Here is an 18,319-nt window from a genome sequence, read left to right as displayed (position 1 = left end):
AGATCGAAAAGCAGTTGTGTCATTGACCCTTACCTTTATCCAATTGACGGTGAGCAAGTGCTATTGACCAGTCTGGTTGCTCCGATAATGCGTGATGGTCGGTTTATTGGCATAAGTGGTATTGATATCTCTGCTGCTTTTTTGCAATCGGTTATCAAGGATGTCGCGGCAGAGCTTTATAAGGGAATGGGGCAGACCTTATTGATCAGTCCACGGGGTGTCATAGTTGGACACAGTCAGCAACCTGAGCTGATTGGTCAGAATCTCAATGCGTTGGATAATGACCTCAGAGAAGCATTACGCAGTGTCAGCGAGGAAGGCCAAAGCCGGATTTTGCAGCAACAGCAACAATTTATCGTGCTTAGCCCATTCAACCTGCCAGGAAGTGATCAGGGCTGGGTAACCTATCTGGCGGTTCCAGAAGCCGAGGTACTGGCAGCCGTAGCCAAACAGGAGCAATTTCTTCATCGTGCTCAAACCACCTTTGTGACCACCACCAGTCTGCTGGGTTTGCTTTTAGCCATTATTGGTGTCGGTGTGGTCTGGCTGGTGGCGCGTAGCAGTATCAAGCCATTGTCAGAAATGACTACACTGGTAGCTTCTATCGCTGAGGGCGAGGGCGATCTGACGCAGCAGCTTGATATCAAACGCCAGGATGAGACGGGTAAATTATCCGGTTTTCTGAACACCTTTATTGGCAAGCTTCGCAGGCTGATTCAGCAATTAATTCCGCTTGGCGACAATGTCAGCAAGTTGTCTGCTGAAGGTCGTCAAATCAGCGAGCAAACGCGAACACAGATGGATCAGCAGCAGCAGTTGCTTGAAGAAATGGTTTCTGCGGTAACAGAAATGGCTGCTTCAGCCCAGCAGATTGCCGGAAATGCCGATCGCACATCACAATTTGTCAGTAATGCCAATGAGTCATCACAGTCTGGTGCTGGACTGGTGCAACGTACCTCAGAGTCAATTCACCAGGTCAGTAATAGTGTGCAGGAATCTCAATCAGCGATGTTGGAGCTGGAAAAAAACAGTGAGGCGATTGTCAGCATTTTGTCAGTGATCCAGGGAATTGCTGAACAGACCAATTTGTTGGCACTTAATGCAGCAATTGAAGCAGCGCGGGCCGGGGAGAAAGGTCGTGGTTTTGCTGTAGTAGCAGATGAAGTAAGAGCCCTGGCAAGTAGGACTCAGGTAGCCACTGTTGATATTCAGGAAAAGCTCAATGTATTGCAAAAAGGCAGTCGACAGGCAGCCGCCAAAATGCAGCAAAGTGGGCAACAAGTGACTGAAACTGTTGATCTGGCTCGTGCAGCAGAATCTGCATTGCAGGATATTCAGAAAGCTATTATGGAAGTCACCGAAATGACGTTTCAGATTGCTTCAGCGACCGAAGAACAAAGTGCGGTATGTGAGGATGTCAGTAAAAATCTGACAAAAATTTCGCAACTGGTCGAACATACAACCGAGGGCGCTCGCCAGCTGAATCAGGTAGGGAATCAGCTGGACGAAGCTGCTAACAGCCTTAAACTTCAGTTAGGTTCGTTCAAGGTCTGACCTGGATTTTATGGCAACCCGGGGTTTCACATTTGGATACGGCCACCGGTGACGCCATAAATTTCACCAGTCACATAGCTGGCATCTGCTGAGGCCAGAAAGACATAAACCGGTGCCAGTTCAGCCGGCTGGGCCGGGCGGCCAAATAAGGTATTGGCACCGAAGTTTTTCACTTTTTCATCAGGCATGGTGGTGGGGATTAACGGAGTCCAGACCGGGCCCGGTGCTACCCCGTTTACTCTGACGCCCTGGTTGATGGCTTCAGAAGCTAATGACAGGGTGAAGTTGGCAATAGCTGCTTTAGTTGCGGCATAAGGAGCAAGATTGCTGCTGGGTTCAAATGCCTGAATAGAGGTGGTGTTAATAATGGATCCACCTGGTGGAATATGGTTTAACGCTGCTCGTGAAAAATGGAAAAAGGCTTCAATATTGGTTTGAAATGCATAACTGATTTCCTCATCGGGAATATCCTGTATCGATTCATAGGTTTGCTGAAAAGCGGCGTTATTGACCAGAATATCCAGTCGGCCAAATTCTTCGATACATACTTCCACGGCTCTATCACAGGCCGGTCGATTATTTGACTGATCCATTTTTATTGAAATAACTTCTCGACCAGCTTCCCGTACCAGGCGTTCAGTCTCATGTGCATCCACTTCTTCGCTGAGATAGGTAAATACAATATTTGCTCCCTCACGAGCATAGGCCAAGGCCACCGCCCTCCCAATGCCACTGTCACCACCGGTAATCAAAGCCACTTTCCCGGCTAATCGATCATGTCCCTGATAGCTGGTTTCACCATGATCCGGCACCGGGTTCATTTTGCTTTCCTGACCGGGCAATTTCTGTGACTGCGTTTCAAATTCGGGACGAGGGTAACAATTTCTTGGATCAGTGAAGGTGTTTTGCGTCATGGCTGAAATCCTCCTAAATCATTAATTGAAAAACACTTAATGAATAACTCAATTGCAAAAGCTATTCCGATCACGATTCAACGAGAAAACAATCAGTGATGATGAGCTGCTAATGCGTAATTAGATGTATTTACAGGAACAATGCCCGGGTAAAAATTACTGGTGATAGGAATTTTTTATACAGGTAACCCTTTATTTTGCTGATTTAATTTAAACAGAATTCCGGGCCAGACATTGTGCATCCTTGTTTCACGGTGAAAAAAGATCTCTGGCATACAGATTGCGATAGTGTTGATTAGCTTTTGGCTAAGGCCAGTACATGATGCATTGCAGTATATGTACGCTAAGTAACGAACAGAGTGAGATGTTTGGGAGAGAATCAAGAATATCCAAGACATCATGAATCCGGAAATCGAAATGGTCAGTGTTACGACCCGCGTTAAAGATGAGTACCGAAAATGGCTGCGTGAGTGGCTGTAGTAAATGGAGGGTCAGGTTTAAAAAATGAATAAGCAATTAATATTCAATAAAAAATTTAAAGGCACACGATGGAAGTAATTAATGAGAGTGATGTCATGGAGACTGAAGATATCATCAGCAAGCTTAATGATTTGGTTGCATTGGAATTTAATGCTATTGAGACTTACGAAGTTGCAATCGAACGGCTGGAAAATCTCGACTATCGGGCAAAAATGACGGAGTTTCTTGGCGAACACGAGCGCCACTTGATGGACTTATGTGACGCGATTATCGAGGAAGGTGGAACTCCACTAGATGGAGGAGATTACAAACAATTCCTCACAAAGGGACCCGTGATCATCGCGGGTATTGGTGGGGATAAATCTGTTTTGAAAGCCATGCTGCTTAATGAGGGGCTGACCAACAAGCTTTATAAAAATGCTAATGATGAAATATATCCTGGTTATATCCAATTAATGCTGAAGCAGGCCCTGGGAGATGTTCGTCATCATCGGGTCTGGATTGAATCGGCGATACAAGAGCTTGATTAAAACATACGAAAAATATCACACCAGGCATGCAACATTTACTTATATAGAACTGTCTTTTTAAAAGATAGCTTAATGAAGGACTAAAGAAATGTATAAAAAATTATTTCTTTCAGCAACCGTTTCGGCTTTCTTAACCGTTACTTCAGTAATGGCAGAGGATTTAAATCAACCTCAGGACCACCGTTCAACCATTAACCAGAAACAGGAAAATCAGGTTGGACTACCCATCGATAATCGAGTTGATAGTCAGATAAAACAGAATCAACAAAACACAACGGTCAATCCTCCTGAAACTGAACCATTGCCGACAACTCCTCCTTCAAGATCGGTTATCACACCTGAACCACCGCCACCACCTTCGCGCATAAACCCGAAAAGTAACGATCCGACTCTTCCCGAAAACCAGTCTCCACAGGGTATTGCGCCAGATGTGCCGGATTCAGCCTATCCGGATGATAGCCCGACGCCATAACGTTGAAATGAGGGTGAAACACTAAATGACGAGAATCGAACTTAACTGCTCAACTTGGTTGAGCTTGCAGTGTTAAAGAGCCAGTTTGGATAACATCGCTAATATAAACAAAGCTTCTACAGGGTCAAACAGATAAAAGGATGCTGCCATGCCACACGCTAGAAAGTTAGATAATCAGCCCATACCGAGACACCATACCCGGTTTTCAAAAACACTCACGGATGATGAAAAGACAAACACGAGCTCTTCTTCTGAAAAAAACAGAGCTAAAATCATGCTTCATCCTGAACTTGATATGGATGAGATGGATTTTGAAGTTTTAAGTAAATCCGTTCCTGATGGAGCCGTTGGTGACATCAAGAAAGTGCATCAACACAACACTGAATTGTTGCTGCATAAACTAGGTCAGCGACTTGCATTTGAACGCGCCAGCGTCAGATTATATGAAGCGCTGATATTCAAATGTCTGGCAATGCGAAATGGCAGAAAAACTGTAGTTTCCGTTGACCTGTTAAGACAATTCCGTGATGAAGAAGTAGAACATAGTCGGTTACTGAAGACGGCCATCGAGACATTAGGATTTGACTCTGATGAATGGATTCCCGATGCGGATTCCAATTTACAGTCCAGCCTGCAAATACCCAAAGTCTTCACCAAGAAAACGACATCCGTGCTGCAATGCCTGGAATCGGTATTGATCTTTGCTACTAATGACAATGCAGAATGGCATACACTGCACGGTTTGTTTACCAACATGGGGTTACAGGACCTGGCGAATGAGTTTAATCAGGCCCTCGAAGAAGACAGCCGACAGCTTGAGACTATTTCCCGCTGGATATATCAGCTCTCTCACGCCTGAGACGCTTCAATCCTGCTGAAATCAAAACTGGGAGGAGAAACATTTCTCCTCCCATATTCTTTTTGTCAGTTTAAATCCATTAAAGATATATTTTCGACTGAGCTCAAAACAGAAGCGCTAACATGCCTGAAGCGATACGAGTATCTGTTATAATCAAGCGTTTTTTCTATACCTCTAACAGCCTGACAGGAAAACCGTTTTGACCACAGCTTCTCATCAAATCCGCAGTCTGCTTGAACAAAAGATCCTAATCCTTGATGGCGGCATGGGCACCATGCTGCAAAGTTACAAATTGAGTGAAGCAGATTTTCGCGGTGAACGTTTTGCCAATCATCCTTGTGATGTCAAAGGTAACAACGATTTACTGTCGCTGACTCAGCCGCAGATCATTCGCGATATTCATCGGGCCTATTTTGAAGCCGGTGCCGATATAGTTGAAACCAATACCTTTAATGGTACGTCGATCGCGATGGCCGACTACCAGATGGAAGATCTGGTTTATGAGCTGAATAAAGTCTCGGCACAACTGGCCCGTGAAGTGGCCGATGAATTTACCGCCAGTAATCCTGACAAACCGCGGTTTGTCACCGGCGTATTAGGCCCCACCAATCGTACCGCCAGTATTTCACCAGATGTAAACAATCCTGGTTTTCGTAACGTCAATTTTGATCAGCTGGTGGAAGCCTATCTGGAGGCCATTCGTGGTCTGATTGATGGTGGCAGTGATCTGCTGTTGGTTGAAACCGTCTTTGATACCTTGAATGCCAAAGCCGCAGTATTCGCCATCGAGCAGTATTTTGAACAGCATGATGTGCATTTGCCGGTGATGATTTCCGGCACCATTACCGATGCCAGTGGCCGCACACTTTCTGGCCAAACGGCTGAAGCGTTCTGGAATTCACTGTCACATGTACAACCGTTATCCATTGGTTTGAACTGTGCTTTAGGTGCAGAGCAATTACGTCAGTATGTTGAAGAGCTGTCGAATATTTCCACCAGTTATGTCAGTGCCCATCCCAATGCCGGTTTACCAAATGAGTTTGGTGAATATGATGAATCACCGGAAGCCATGGCGATTCATATCAAGGAATGGGCCGAAGCCGGTTTCCTGAATATTATCGGTGGTTGCTGTGGTACGACGCCGGCACATATCAAAGCCATTGCCGAAGCCGTCGAAGGTGTTAAACCACGCCAGCGGATTGAAAACAAGCATTATTGCCGCTTGAGCGGCCTGGAACCCCTGACGATCACACCGGACAGTCTGTTTGTGAATATTGGTGAGCGGACCAATGTGACCGGTTCATTGCGGTTTGCCAAACTGATCAAGGAAGGTGATTACGATACAGCTTTAGAGGTTGCCAGACAGCAGGTTGAAAACGGCGCACAAATCATCGATATCAATATGGATGAAGGCATGCTCGATTCGCAGGATGCGATGGTGACTTTCCTCAATCTGGTTGCTGCCGAACCGGATATCAGCCGCGTTCCGATTATGATTGACTCCTCCAAATGGGAAATCATTGAAGCCGGTCTCAAATGTATTCAGGGCAAGGGCATCGTCAACTCGATCAGTCTCAAGGAAGGTGAGGAAAAATTCATCGAACAGGCCAAGCTGGTACGCCGTTATGGCGCAGCCGTTATCGTCATGGCGTTTGATGAAGATGGGCAGGCCGATACCCGTGAACGGAAACGCGAAATCTGTACCCGCAGTTATGAGATTCTCACTGAAAAAGTGCATTTTCCGGCCGAAGATATCATCTTTGATCCGAATATTTTTGCCGTGGCGACCGGCATTGATGAGCATAACAATTATGCCGTCGACTTTATTGAAGCCACCCGTGATATCAAGCAAAGCCTGCCACATGCGATGATCAGTGGCGGCGTATCCAACGTATCATTTTCATTCCGTGGTAATAATCCAGTACGTGAAGCGATTCATGCGGTGTTTCTCTATCACACCATCAAAGCCGGAATGGACATGGGTATCGTCAACGCCGGACAGCTGGCGATCTATGATGATTTACCCGAAGAGTTACGTGAGCGGGTTGAAGACGTTATCTTAAACCGCCGTAACGATGCCACTGATCGCTTGCTGGAAATTGCTGATAAATACAAAGGCGATGGCAGCGTTGAGAAAAAAGAAGATTTGGAATGGCGCAGTCTACCGGTGGTTAAACGGCTGGAATATGCATTAGTCAAAGGTATCGCGGACTTTGTCGAAGAAGATACCGAGCTGGCTCGTCATGAATATGCCAAACCACTAGAGGTCATCGAAGGACCGTTAATGGACGGCATGAATGTGGTCGGCGATTTATTCGGTGAAGGCAAAATGTTTTTACCACAGGTGGTTAAGTCCGCCCGGGTAATGAAAAAAGCCGTGGCCTATCTGATGCCGTTCATCGAACTGGAAAAAGACGACAGCACGGTCAGTAGCAGTAACGGTAAGATCCTGATGGCCACGGTAAAAGGCGATGTTCACGATATCGGCAAGAATATTGTCGGCGTGGTATTGCAATGTAACAACTTCGAGATCATTGATCTTGGCGTGATGGTGCCTGCAGCGACAATTCTGGAAACCGCACGCAAGGAAAATGTCGATATTATCGGTTTGTCAGGTTTAATTACGCCTTCGCTGGAAGAAATGGCGCATATGGCCAAGGAAATGGAGCGTTTGGGGTTTGATATTCCGTTAATGATCGGTGGTGCAACGACTTCGCTGATTCATACCGCTGTCAAAATTGATCCAAATTATCATGGTCCGGTGATTTACGTAAAAGACGCATCACGAGCCGTTGGCGTGGCACAGAATCTGGTCAGTAAAATCACCCGTGAAGATTTTGTCGACAAAATCAAAACCGATTATCAAACTAAACGCGATCAGCATAAAGGCCGTAAATCTACCCGACGTTTGCTGACACTGAAACAAGCCCGGGCCAATAAAACCAAAATCGACTGGCCGGCATATCAAGCGGTAAAACCTGCTCAGACCGGAATTCAGGTGTTTGATGACTACCCACTACAAGAATTGGTGGATCGCATCGACTGGACACCATTTTTCCAGTCATGGGAATTAGCTGGCAGATATCCCCGTATTTTAACCGATGAAATCGTCGGTGAGCATGCCACGCATTTGTTTGAAGATGCGAAAAAAATGCTCAAACAGATTGTTGATGAAAAATGGCTAACAGCACGCGCGGTGATTGGTTTGTTTCCAGCCAATAGTGTCGGCGATGACGATATCGAAATTTATACTGATGACAGTCGTCAGCAGGTATTAATGAAATTGCATTCATTGCGACAGCAAGCCGAGAAACCACCAGGTCGGCCTAATGCTGCATTAGCAGACTTTCTGGCCCCCAAAGACAGTGGGGTGGAAGATTATATCGGCGCCTTTGCTGTAACTGCCGGAATTGGCATAGATGAGCATATTGAACGTTTTGAAGCTGATCATGATGACTACCATAGCATTATGGTCAAAGCGCTGGCCGACCGGCTAGCAGAAGCCTTTGCTGAGCGTATGCATGAACGGGTTCGCAAGGAATTCTGGGGCTATAAAAAAGATGAACAATTAGCCAATGAAGATCTGATTGACGAAAAATATCAGGGTATTCGTCCGGCACCGGGATATCCAGCATGTCCAGATCATACCGAAAAAGGTCTGTTATGGGATTTGCTGGATGTAGAAAAACGCATTGGCATGACGTTAACCGAAAGTTTTGCCATGTTGCCAACAGCGGCGGTCAGCGGTTTCTATTTTGCGCATCCTGAATCACGTTATTTTGGTCTGGGTAAAATTAGTGAAGATCAGGTTAAGGATTATGCAAAACGCAAAAACTGGACGCTTGATTATGCTGAACGTTGGTTGGCACCGGCATTATCCTATGATGGTGATGATTGATGACGGATCAAAAACAAGCCCATTCTTAAAACTGTGTTTAAACCCATTAACTATAAGAAAGGGGAAGTTTAGCTATGCATGAAGACATCGTAGATTTACAAACCCGCATGGCGTTTCAGGATGGTGTGATTGAACAACTCAACCAGGTGGTCACCGATCAGCAACAGCAGATAGATCGACTGGAACGTCGAATGGAAAAATTGCTGGGTCAGGTGGAAGCACTTCAGGCAGATCAGTTGATCCAACAGGCGAATGAACCGCCCCCACCACATTATTAATTCTGTCCAGCGTCTATGAAGTTGAATAAACCGCCCAGGCGATGTTTGCTGATTAAAGAAGCGGCTGAGCTTGCTCATCAAACTGCTGAAGCCTTGCTGGCATTCTGGCAGCCCGATTATCATATCTGGCTCACTGACGCTTCACAGGCCTCAGCGGATAAAAAAATTCAAAAACAGGCACGCCAATTTCTCGGGCAAGAATTTGATGTAGTGGTTTTTGACGCGACTCAGGAATTTAACGCCGACAGCTTTGCAGCCATTATTGGCACTATCCGCGCAGGTGGTATATTGCTAATGCTGCTGCCTGAAAAAAGTCCTTCTTCCAACTGGTATCAACGGTTTGAGCAGGTTATTGAGCATTATCAAGCTGACTTTGCAGAGTTTCATCAATGGCTACCGGGTAGAATCCTGCCAGGTGATTTTCGTCCTGAACAAAACCCGGATAAAGCGTTTCAACTGACGCCTGATCAGCAAAATGCATTAAGTCTTATCCACAAAACAGCTTTTGGTCATCGGCGCCGACCCTTATTGATTACATCTGATAGAGGTCGTGGCAAAACAGCCTTGCTGGGAATCGCGGCAGCGGAGTTGATTCGCCAGGGAAAACAAAAGATTTTAGTCACAGCGCCCAGCTATGCCAGTGTGGAAACTTTATTTAAACATGCTGCCAGCGAATTAAAAAACGCCCAGCTTGGTCACGGGCAGTTATTCAGCGATGGTTGCGAGATTCAGTTTGTGGCACCGGATGCTCTGCTGGAGAATGAGCTGGATGCTGATGTATTGCTGGTTGATGAAGCCGCTGCATTGACCTTACCCATGCTCAAGCTGATGTTGCAACGCTATCCGAGGATTATTTTTGCGACGACTTTACATGGTTACGAGGGCAGTGGCCGTGGTTTTAAATTGCAGTTCCAGCAAGTCCTTGATCAGCAAACACCAGATTGGCGACAGATTGAATTAACGCAACCGGTTCGCTGGAATTTAGGCGATGTATTGGAACAATTCAGCTTTGAACTCTGTTTGCTGGATGCCGAACCGGTCGCTGAACAATTGATTGTGGATCTGGGGATAGAAAAGCTTCAGGTTAAAAAACTGACTGCAACAGAGTTATTAAAGGACGAAGCGTTGTTAAGACAATGCTTTGGTCTGATGGTAACGGCGCATTATCGAACTCGGCCATCTGATCTGCAAATGCTGTTGGATCGTGATGATATGTGGTTAGTTGGTGTCTTTAATCAGCAGCAGCTGGTTGCCAGTGCATGGTTAGTAGCCGAAGGACCGATTAATCCGCGATTGGCCGCAGCAGTATTTGCTGGTGAACGACGTCTAAATGGTCATCTATTGCCGCAGACATTGTTAGCCCATTCAGGCATTAGTATTGCCGGTGAATATCATTATCAGAGAATCGTGCGGATTGCTGTACATCCTGCCCTGCAAAGTCGTGGCATAGGACAGTATTTAGTAAATGCTTTGGTAACTCATTTACCAGAAAACACCGATATATTAGGTTGCAGCTTTGCTGCCAGTGAAGCATTGGTGCGCTTCTGGCAAAACAGCGATTATCGATTAATGCGAGTGGGCGCTCATAGTGATCATATCAGTGGTCGTCATGCAGTCATTCTGGCAAAACCCATCAGTTTGGCTGGTCAGCAACTGGTTGAGCTAACCCAGCAACGATTGAGTCAACAGTGGCCAGATTTGCTCAATAGCCAGCTATCTCAACTGGAAGCCGGTTTGATCCCATTGTTGATGCAGCTGTTACCGGAAGCGGAGTTGCCAATAACGGCTGCTGATGAAGAGGAAATCACTGCTTTTGCCTTTCAAAAACGGCATTATGATGCTTGCCAGATAGCCATCAGAAAATTTGTGTTGAACTGCGTAGCACAGCAGCGGTTCCTATCAATTTCAACATTACTGCAATCTATCTGTTTAATTTTTGTATTACAGCAGCAGCCAATAGCCACTGTTTGCAGACAGTTAAATTTGAAAGGGAAGCAGGATTTGATAGGGCAGTTGCGGGAAGCGATCAGAGTTCTATTGTTGTGAGGTCAGTAATAAATAATCTGTAGAACAATTTTTTGCAGTGCTTCCCACAAGCTATGCTTCATTAAAATGCAATATAGTTGTCATCTTTTCGCCTAACATTGGCTTGATCGAAACCTACGGAACAAACTTCTGTAATTAAGCTTAGTAGCAGGTATGTTAAATAACTAGCACTAACAGCAAATGAAATAATCACAACAGAGAAAAGTTGGGAGGGAAACGAACAAGCAATTCCTGCTGGATTATAAATACTCTTGGTTCAAATGCGTCAGGCAGAAGACTGTTCTTCTCAAAACAAACTCAGAACCACGCCCAACACCAGCCAAATAACAGCAATTACACAAAGACTATTGATAATCGGTTGGCTACTACCTCCACCGTGATGGTGATGTTTGCTATTCTCATTTTGGCGTTTCCATTTCAATAACATCCATACTGAAGCCACTATGGATATGACATTGAGCCAGAACTGATAATTAAGCTGAAAATGATCGCGATCAGCTGGGGATGACCACTGGCTCTGATCCGGCAACGAGTTAAATAACTGCAGCCCATAATGCATCAGCAAGGAAGTGGCTATTAGGCAGGTAAATAGCATAAGCATAATGTACAGAGCCATTTTCCAGCCATAATATTGGGCATTAATACGCAGCACTGGCAACACAATTAAATCAGAGAAGATGAAGGCCATCACGCCAGCAAAAGCGACCCCTTCACCAAACAGAACTGCTGCCAAAGGAATATTGCCCATTGAGCCGATAAATGTAAAAAATGCGGCAACGGGTCCAACCATCGCCTGTTGCAATAAGGCCCAGAAACCCGGGTCGCTGGTACCGGCACCGATAAACAGCCACTCAAAAAAAGCCGTTGGCACAAAAGCGGAAATAATGCCGGCGACAGTAAAGCCAATCAGTACGTCTTTCCATACCATCTGCCATTCCATGGCATATTTCTGACTAATAGCTGACCAGATTTCTTTATCCAGAATACGTGACCACGCATGACCGTCGTTTTCATGGTCATGATCACTATTTGATTTTTTTTGCCGCGCTTTTTTGATTAATTCGGCCGGATTAGTCAGCTTTATGAATAGCCAGGCTAAAAGGATCAGAATAATTCCACCAATATATTCTCCGACCACAAACTGCCAGCCCAAAAACAGGGCGATAACAAAACCCAGCTCGATAACAAGATTGGTGGAAGCAAGCAGAAATGCTATAGAGGGGGCGAAATTGGCGCCTTTTTGAAACAAAGCACGGCTGGTTGCAAGTGCAGCAAAGCTACATGAGCTGGAGATAAAGCCAAATGCACTGCCCAGCGTCATAGATTTCAGACTATCATCACCCATTAATTTGCGCATTTCGCTACGGGAGACCATGACCTGGATAATACTGCTGATAAGATAACCCAGCACAAATGCCCAAAGAGCCATCCAGAAAAATCCCAAGCTGGTGAGGGCGGCCTCGGACCATTTATCGAGCAAAGAATCCATCGCAATTCCTTTCAGCTGAAGTAATTAAAACCCTATCAGCCTTGAGAGATGAGGTAAACCTCCCCTTGCTCAGTGATTTCAATATTGAGCGGAGTCAGACTTTGCCCGCGACATGGACCGGAAATACAATAACCTTCTTCCAGCGTAAACAACGCGCCATGTGTTGAGCATTGAATATGTGTTTCTTCCAGCGAGAGAAATTTGTCTGGCTGCCAGTTCAGGGGGATGCCCAGATGTGGACAATGATTGAGATAGGCGCGGATATGTTTGCCCTGACGTAGCACGACAATATCGAGCTCATTTTCTGCTGCTAACGGGATCTGAAATCCATAGCTTTGATGGTCTTTCAGGTCTTTGGTATGGCAAACAAATTTTTTCATCATAATTAAACGAGATTTTCAAAACCATATTGTTGGCATTTTCGAGCAGCGAGTTCACTGGCAAATTGCAGACTATCCTGTAGCGAATTTTCCGCTACCAGGCTGTGGATCATTCCGGCATTAAAGGTATCACCGGCACCCAAGGTATCAACAACGTGATCGATCTTGGTTGCTGGAATATACATAACTTTTCCATTGTGCCAGCCATAAGCACCTTCTGCACCCCAGGTAAGCGTTGCCTGATAGGTCACTGGCAGCGAAGCCAGCATATCCTCTGCAGATTGAAAACCTCTCGCCTCGGCATATTGGCTGGAGAAAAACAGCCAGTCAGCCCAATCAAATAAGCTCTCAATATCTTCGCGAGGTTTCTCTATTTCCAATGATATAGGCACATTTGGTGCCTTTTGCCGACAATATTTCAGTATTTTCTGTAATTCAGAAATATTACGGGCTTCAAAATGTAACCAGTCAAATTGTGATAAATCGATGTGCTGGAATGCGGCAAAACTCAATTCGGGACAATCTCGGTGATGCACAATCGTACGACTGCCAGTTTGCCGGTTTAACGTGATATAGGATGTTGGCATTTTGCCCTCATTCAATCGAGGGCAAAACTGTGTATTGATGTGATAGCGATTTAGATCGGCTTCGATAACCTGACCATCGGCCTCATTAATCAGTGTAGCAGCCAAATAACTTTGATGGCCCAGCTGACTTAACACGCAAAGGGTATTGCTGGCATTACCACCACGGCGAATGCGCTGTGATAAAGCCCGAACTTCTGCATCTTCTTCAGGATAGCTGGCAACTTCATTAATAATATCCAGCGTCGCAATGCCGGTGGCCAGAATGCGTGCCATCAGTAAAACAAATCAGATGTCGTCGAAAATGGCACCGACTGCATCAGTAATGGCATCAATATCGCCGGTACCTTTTATCGTGTGAAGTTTATTCTGTTGCTGATAGAAGCCGACTAATGGCGCCGTTTGTTCTTCATAGACTTTCAGGCGATTTTCGATAGTGGCTTCGTTATCGTCCTGCCGTTGAAATAATTCTCCACCACAATTATCACAGATACCTTCCTGCTTGGGTGGAGACAAATGTACATTAAAAATGGCGCCACAGTCCTTACAGGTACGGCGACCGGTTAAGCGTTGCATCAATTCATTAAAGGGTACATCCAGTAACACCACTCCCTGTAATGGTTGTCCCAGATCATCCAGCATCTGATCCAGTGCTTCGGCCTGAGCAATATTACGTGGAAAACCATCCAGAATATAACCATTCTTGGCATCATCATGTGTCAAACGTTCACGGATAAGTCCAATCACGATTTCATCAGAAACCAGTGCGCCGGCATCCATCGCAGATTTAGCCTTTTTACCCAAGTCAGAGCCGGCAGTGACCGCGGCACGAAGTAAATCCCCAGTTGAAATTTGTGGGATATTGAATTTTTTGGATAAAAATACGCCCTGAGTACCTTTACCGGAACCCGGTGCGCCAAGTAATACTGTTCTCATGTTTGCCTCTTGCTAGTTTGCTATTCGTTTAAATTAGATTTTTATAATAAGTTTGCTGCCAGATGATCTAATTGGATGGCCACCTTACGTAGCAATGCTGGAATTATTTCCGGTTGTAAACCCAATCTTTCCCAGGCCACGGGGTCCAGCGGAGGAACATGCTGATCACCGCTGTGTCCGAATGGAACTGAACTGACCATAACATCAGCGACGTGGACAATGCAGACTTCTGGCGCATAGCCTGAAGCAACCGGAGTGTGATGATGTCTGGCAACAAAACCAAGCGATTCCGGTAACCGCCATGCCTGAATTAACGCTTCTCCGGCCTCTGTGTGGTCAAAACCGAGCACCCGCTGTTCAGCCAGGTAAATGACTTCATGCCCGAATCTGGCGCTTTTTATTGCTTCGCCAGACAGTTCAGGTACTGATTGATACAGGACCAAACTGCCGATGTTATGTAACAAACCGGCAATCAGATATTGCTCACTTTGCTTATGGCCTGCTGCTTCAGCGAGTAATTTTGCACAGATGGCACAGGCTAGACTGTGTCGCCAGAAAGTGTTCATCTCTATCAGTGTTTTGGGGATGCCGGTAAAGGCATTGACCACCGATGTTGCCAGAACCAGATTGGTCAGTTCACGCGTACCAATAACAGTAATCGCACGGGAAATCGTATTTATCTGCGATGGAAAGCCATAGAAAGGGCTGTTAACGATCTTCAATAATCGTGTCGTCAGTGCCGGATCGGTGTTAATAACTTTACTGATGTCATCAATGGCGCTGTCAGGATCGTGGATCAACTCATCAAGCCGGGCATAGGTACTGGGCGGTGAAACCAGTTCCAGCGATTTGTTAACTAATGATTGAGGTGTCAGAGCCATGCTTTATCCGTTTCATCAGGAGTCAGCTTGTCTATTGATGCCTCGGCAAACAGCATGGCTATTAAAGGATGATTCAGGTCTGCATAGCGGAATAATTCTTCGCGCTCGGCTAAGGCCTTGGTCTCTGATTCATTGAGATGGTTAGTTTCCATTAATGAAGATTCCAATATTGACTACTCAGCAGAATTTCACTGATTTTCACACCGAGGCTGCCGGCAAAGCGATCCAGATAGCTTGGGCGGGGTGTGTAATCGACAAGTTCTTCGGCGCCGACAATGTCTCTGGCAACGGTACTGCTATTGGCCAGTCCATCAATCAAACCTAATTCAAGCGCCTGCTCACCCGACCAGAACAATCCGGAGAAAATTTCAGCATTATCTTTTAAACGATCCCCTCGGCCGGTTTTGACGACATCAATAAACTGCTGGTGAATATTGTTGAGCATTTCATGGGCATGCTCAACATCTCTTTCCTTAAGTGGCATAAACGGATCGAGGAAAGCTTTATTTTCACCGGCTGTTAATGAACGTCGTTCCACGCCTACTTTATCCATTGCTTCGGTGAAACCAAAGCTATCCATACGAACGCCAATTGAACCAACAATACTGGCTTTATCGGCATAAATTTCATTGGCGGCCACGGCGATATAATATCCGCCTGAAGCGCAGACATCCTGAATGACAGCATAAACAGGGAAATCAGGGCGTGTTGCCCGCAAACGGGTGATTTCATCGTTGATGATTCCCGACTGAACCGGGCTGCCGCCAGGAGTATTCATGCGGAGGATTAATGCTTTGGCCTGTGGACTTTCGAAAGCTTCACGGATACCGGTGACAACCCGATCGGCACTGGCTTCCATATCCGGTGCAATAACACCACTCACATCAACTAATGCCGTATGTGGGCCTGATGGCAGATCACTCTCGCCAAAAGGCCTAGTCATCAGGAAGATAGCGACGAAATACAGTAATACCAGAAATTTGAACAGGTATCCCCAGCGGCGTGTTGCGCGCTGCTCTTTGATGGCAGCGAATGCAAGATCCTGCAGAATTTTGCGTTCCCACTGGTCATTTTGCGGTGAAGTGTTCTGTGGATCTTGTTTGTGTTCTGGTGGAAAGTCGCCAAAAGTTGCCATTAGGTTTCATCCTGAACTATAAAGTTAGTGGGTCACATCATAATCAAAAGCGCACGTTGTTGCCATGCAACCAGTCATCCAACGCAAATAAGTCATCAACAATATGCAGTGGCTCGCAGGCCTGCAACCTTTCCAGAGCATGTGCCCCGTGTGTTACCGCAACACTTTTTGCTTTGGCATTATGGGCCATCAGCAAATCAAACTCGGTATCACCAATCATCATAGTGGCATCTGCTTCAACGCCACAGAAGCTTATTAATTCTTCAAGCATTTGCGGATGCGGTTTGGAATGACATTCATCAGCACAACGCGTTGCGGTAAATAAATCTGCTAAACCCGTGGCAGCGAGGACTTTGTCCAGACCGCGTCGTCCTTTACCGGTTGCCACACCGAGGAAAATATTCTGATTTGCCAGTTTGTGCAATAACTCGACAGCATTATCAAACATCGGCGACTCATGTGGATGATCCAGCCAGATTTCTCGATAAGCCATTGCCAGCCGCTGAATATCTGCATCGGTGCTGTGTGGATATAGGGTGCGGACGGCTTCTGGTAAACCCAAACCAATAATCTGACTGATTGCATTATCAGTTAATGGCGAGAGTTGCAGTTTATGAATGGCTTCGCGCATACAGAAAACGATATGGCTGGTGGAATCCATCAGGGTGCCATCCCAGTCAAAAACGATCATTTGATACTGACTCATCACTGCTTTTCCAATTGTTTTAAAACGTCTTTTAGCGTATCGGGCAGTTCTGCGTTAAAGGTTAATGGTTCATCCGTTATCGGGTGTTTGAGCGAAAGCTGCCAAGCATGCAGAAACATGCGTTTTAAACCAAATTGTCTGAGACGTTTGTTAAATTCACGATCGCCGTACTTTTCATCACCAGCTACCGGATGTGACTGGCTGGCGCTATGTACACGGATCTGATGTGTACGTCCGGTGTAGAGTTTTGCAGCAACCAGCTGGCAGCCAGAAAACTCCTGTTTTACCTCAAATAAGGTTTTGGATTTTTTACCATTAATATCCGGCACCACCATGCGCTCGCCAGAGCTCAGCGAATTTTTTTGTAATGCCAAATCAACAATGTTTTCCTGTGCAGGCCACTTGCCTCTGGTTAAGGTAAGATAACGCTTATCGGTTTCAGAGTCTTTCATTTGCTGCTGCAGATTAAGTAGCGCGGTACGGCTTTTTGCCAGCACCAGACAACCTGAGGTGTCACGATCCAGGCGGTGTACCAATTCAACAAAGCGATTTTCAGGACGGATAATGCGCATGGCTTCAATGACGCCCAATTGGATCTGACTACCTGCATGAACCGCCAGACCTGCAGGTTTATTTATCACCAGTATGTCATCATCTTCCATGAGAATTGCGTTTTCAAGTGCATCGGTAAGTGAGTCGGATAACTCGGTAATAACAACTTTCTCACTGACCCTGAGCGGAGGAACCCTTACCTGATCACCAGCTTGTAGTCGATAGGTCTGTTTAATGCGACCTTTATTAACCCGAACCTCGCCTTTGCGCAAGGCACGATAAATCCGGCTTTTCGGAACGCCTTTTTCCAATGTAATCAAAAAATTATCAATACGTTGGCCTGCCTGATCGGCCCGAATATCGATAAATTGAACGCTTGGTGGTGCTGGTGGAGAATTCGCCATAAAATATTGTAAGGTTATTTCTTGCTGATGTGGTTGCGTACTGATATATTTTGCCGTTGGTCTGTACGTAAAATGAGGTCAGTATACCGGCTTTCTGGCGATGAGACCTAAGCAAACGTCGCTCCCCCTAGAAATGGGGTTGATGCGGCTAAGGACACGAAACGAATTTGAATACGCTGAACAGGGGTTCAGTGATGCAGGGCTCCGCATAAGGAGCTTGT

General features: G+C 45.8%; 17 protein-coding genes. 7 read left to right on the top strand and 10 right to left on the bottom strand.

All coding sequences use genetic code 11. The features are described 5' to 3' along the window. On the top strand, positions 1 to 1,554 hold a 1,554-nt coding region (locus tag B4F66_RS12295; RefSeq protein WP_292740895.1), incomplete at its 5' end, for a methyl-accepting chemotaxis protein. A 26-nt stretch (positions 1,555 to 1,580) separates the two neighbouring features. Here B4F66_RS12295 and B4F66_RS12290 read toward each other — a convergent pair. Beyond that, positions 1,581 to 2,468, bottom strand: coding sequence for an SDR family oxidoreductase (locus tag B4F66_RS12290; protein WP_292353614.1), 888 nt, complete (start codon positions 2,466 to 2,468; stop codon positions 1,581 to 1,583). 548 nt (positions 2,469 to 3,016) lie between these two features. On the opposite strand from B4F66_RS12290, the gene B4F66_RS12285 reads away from it, so the two are divergent. From B4F66_RS12285 to B4F66_RS12260, 6 genes are all read left to right on the top strand, one after another. Beyond that, complete coding sequence (locus B4F66_RS12285; RefSeq protein ID WP_292353615.1) at positions 3,017 to 3,478, top strand: ferritin-like domain-containing protein; 462 nt, start codon at positions 3,017 to 3,019, stop codon at positions 3,476 to 3,478. A gap of 88 nt (positions 3,479 to 3,566) precedes the next feature. Further along, positions 3,567 to 3,950 carry a hypothetical protein gene (locus B4F66_RS12280; protein WP_292353616.1) on the top strand — a complete coding sequence of 128 codons (384 nt, stop codon included), beginning with the start codon at positions 3,567 to 3,569 and terminating at the stop codon, positions 3,948 to 3,950. Positions 3,951 to 4,224: 274 nt separating this feature from the next. Beyond that, the gene (locus B4F66_RS12275) at positions 4,225 to 4,809 is read left to right on the top strand and encodes a hypothetical protein (RefSeq protein WP_292353617.1); all 585 of its coding nucleotides are present in this window, start codon (positions 4,225 to 4,227) and stop codon (positions 4,807 to 4,809) included. 199 nt (positions 4,810 to 5,008) lie between these two features. Further along, positions 5,009 to 8,707 carry a methionine synthase gene (metH, locus tag B4F66_RS12270; protein ID WP_292353618.1) on the top strand — a complete coding sequence of 1,233 codons (3,699 nt, stop codon included), beginning with the start codon at positions 5,009 to 5,011 and terminating at the stop codon, positions 8,705 to 8,707. A 74-nt stretch (positions 8,708 to 8,781) separates the two neighbouring features. Further along, complete coding sequence (locus B4F66_RS12265) at positions 8,782 to 8,985, top strand: SlyX family protein (RefSeq protein WP_292353619.1); 204 nt, start codon at positions 8,782 to 8,784, stop codon at positions 8,983 to 8,985. Between the two features lie 45 nt (positions 8,986 to 9,030). Continuing rightward, positions 9,031 to 11,031: a tRNA(Met) cytidine acetyltransferase TmcA gene (locus B4F66_RS12260; RefSeq protein WP_292411271.1), complete on the top strand. Its 2,001-nt coding sequence runs from the start codon at positions 9,031 to 9,033 to the stop codon at positions 11,029 to 11,031. Between the two features lie 286 nt (positions 11,032 to 11,317). Here B4F66_RS12260 and B4F66_RS12255 read toward each other — a convergent pair whose 3' ends face one another. The 9 genes from B4F66_RS12255 to rluC are packed head-to-tail and all read right to left on the bottom strand — an operon-like array spanning position 11,318 to position 18,098. Then, on the bottom strand, positions 11,318 to 12,520 hold the full coding sequence (locus B4F66_RS12255; protein WP_292353621.1) for a permease: 1,203 nt from the start codon (positions 12,518 to 12,520) through the stop codon (positions 11,318 to 11,320). A 35-nt stretch (positions 12,521 to 12,555) separates the two neighbouring features. Then, positions 12,556 to 12,903, bottom strand: a complete 348-nt coding sequence (locus B4F66_RS12250; protein ID WP_292400166.1) for a Rieske (2Fe-2S) protein — start codon at positions 12,901 to 12,903, stop codon at positions 12,556 to 12,558. A 2-nt stretch (positions 12,904 to 12,905) separates the two neighbouring features. Beyond that, positions 12,906 to 13,760, bottom strand: a complete 855-nt coding sequence (locus B4F66_RS12245; RefSeq protein WP_292353623.1) for a PfkB family carbohydrate kinase — start codon at positions 13,758 to 13,760, stop codon at positions 12,906 to 12,908. 12 nt (positions 13,761 to 13,772) lie between these two features. Further along, the gene (locus B4F66_RS12240) at positions 13,773 to 14,420 is read right to left on the bottom strand and encodes an adenylate kinase (RefSeq protein WP_292353624.1); all 648 of its coding nucleotides are present in this window, start codon (positions 14,418 to 14,420) and stop codon (positions 13,773 to 13,775) included. A 41-nt stretch (positions 14,421 to 14,461) separates the two neighbouring features. Further along, positions 14,462 to 15,301 carry an HDOD domain-containing protein gene (locus B4F66_RS12235; protein ID WP_292353625.1) on the bottom strand — a complete coding sequence of 280 codons (840 nt, stop codon included), beginning with the start codon at positions 15,299 to 15,301 and terminating at the stop codon, positions 14,462 to 14,464. After that, positions 15,292 to 15,453: a hypothetical protein gene (locus B4F66_RS12230; RefSeq protein WP_292353626.1), complete on the bottom strand. Its 162-nt coding sequence runs from the start codon at positions 15,451 to 15,453 to the stop codon at positions 15,292 to 15,294. Before B4F66_RS12230 ends, B4F66_RS12235 begins: the two co-directional genes overlap by 10 nt. Next, entirely contained in the window at positions 15,453 to 16,436 is a 984-nt protein-coding gene (locus tag B4F66_RS12225; RefSeq protein ID WP_292353627.1) for a S49 family peptidase, read from the bottom strand. The genes B4F66_RS12230 and B4F66_RS12225 overlap by 1 nt, the downstream gene beginning before the upstream one ends. 43 nt (positions 16,437 to 16,479) lie before the next feature. Next, positions 16,480 to 17,142 carry an HAD-IA family hydrolase gene (locus B4F66_RS12220; protein WP_292353628.1) on the bottom strand — a complete coding sequence of 221 codons (663 nt, stop codon included), beginning with the start codon at positions 17,140 to 17,142 and terminating at the stop codon, positions 16,480 to 16,482. Next, complete coding sequence (rluC, locus tag B4F66_RS12215) at positions 17,142 to 18,098, bottom strand: 23S rRNA pseudouridine(955/2504/2580) synthase RluC (RefSeq protein WP_292353629.1); 957 nt, start codon at positions 18,096 to 18,098, stop codon at positions 17,142 to 17,144. Before rluC ends, B4F66_RS12220 begins: the two co-directional genes overlap by 1 nt. Positions 18,099 to 18,319 lie beyond the last annotated feature (221 nt).

It is taken from the genome of Methylophaga sp. UBA3603 (assembly GCF_002375335.1).
Classification (GTDB): Bacteria; Pseudomonadota; Gammaproteobacteria; order Nitrosococcales; family Methylophagaceae; genus Methylophaga.
Note: the sequence above shows the minus strand (reverse complement) of the source record. Positions and strands in the feature narration are given on the sequence as shown.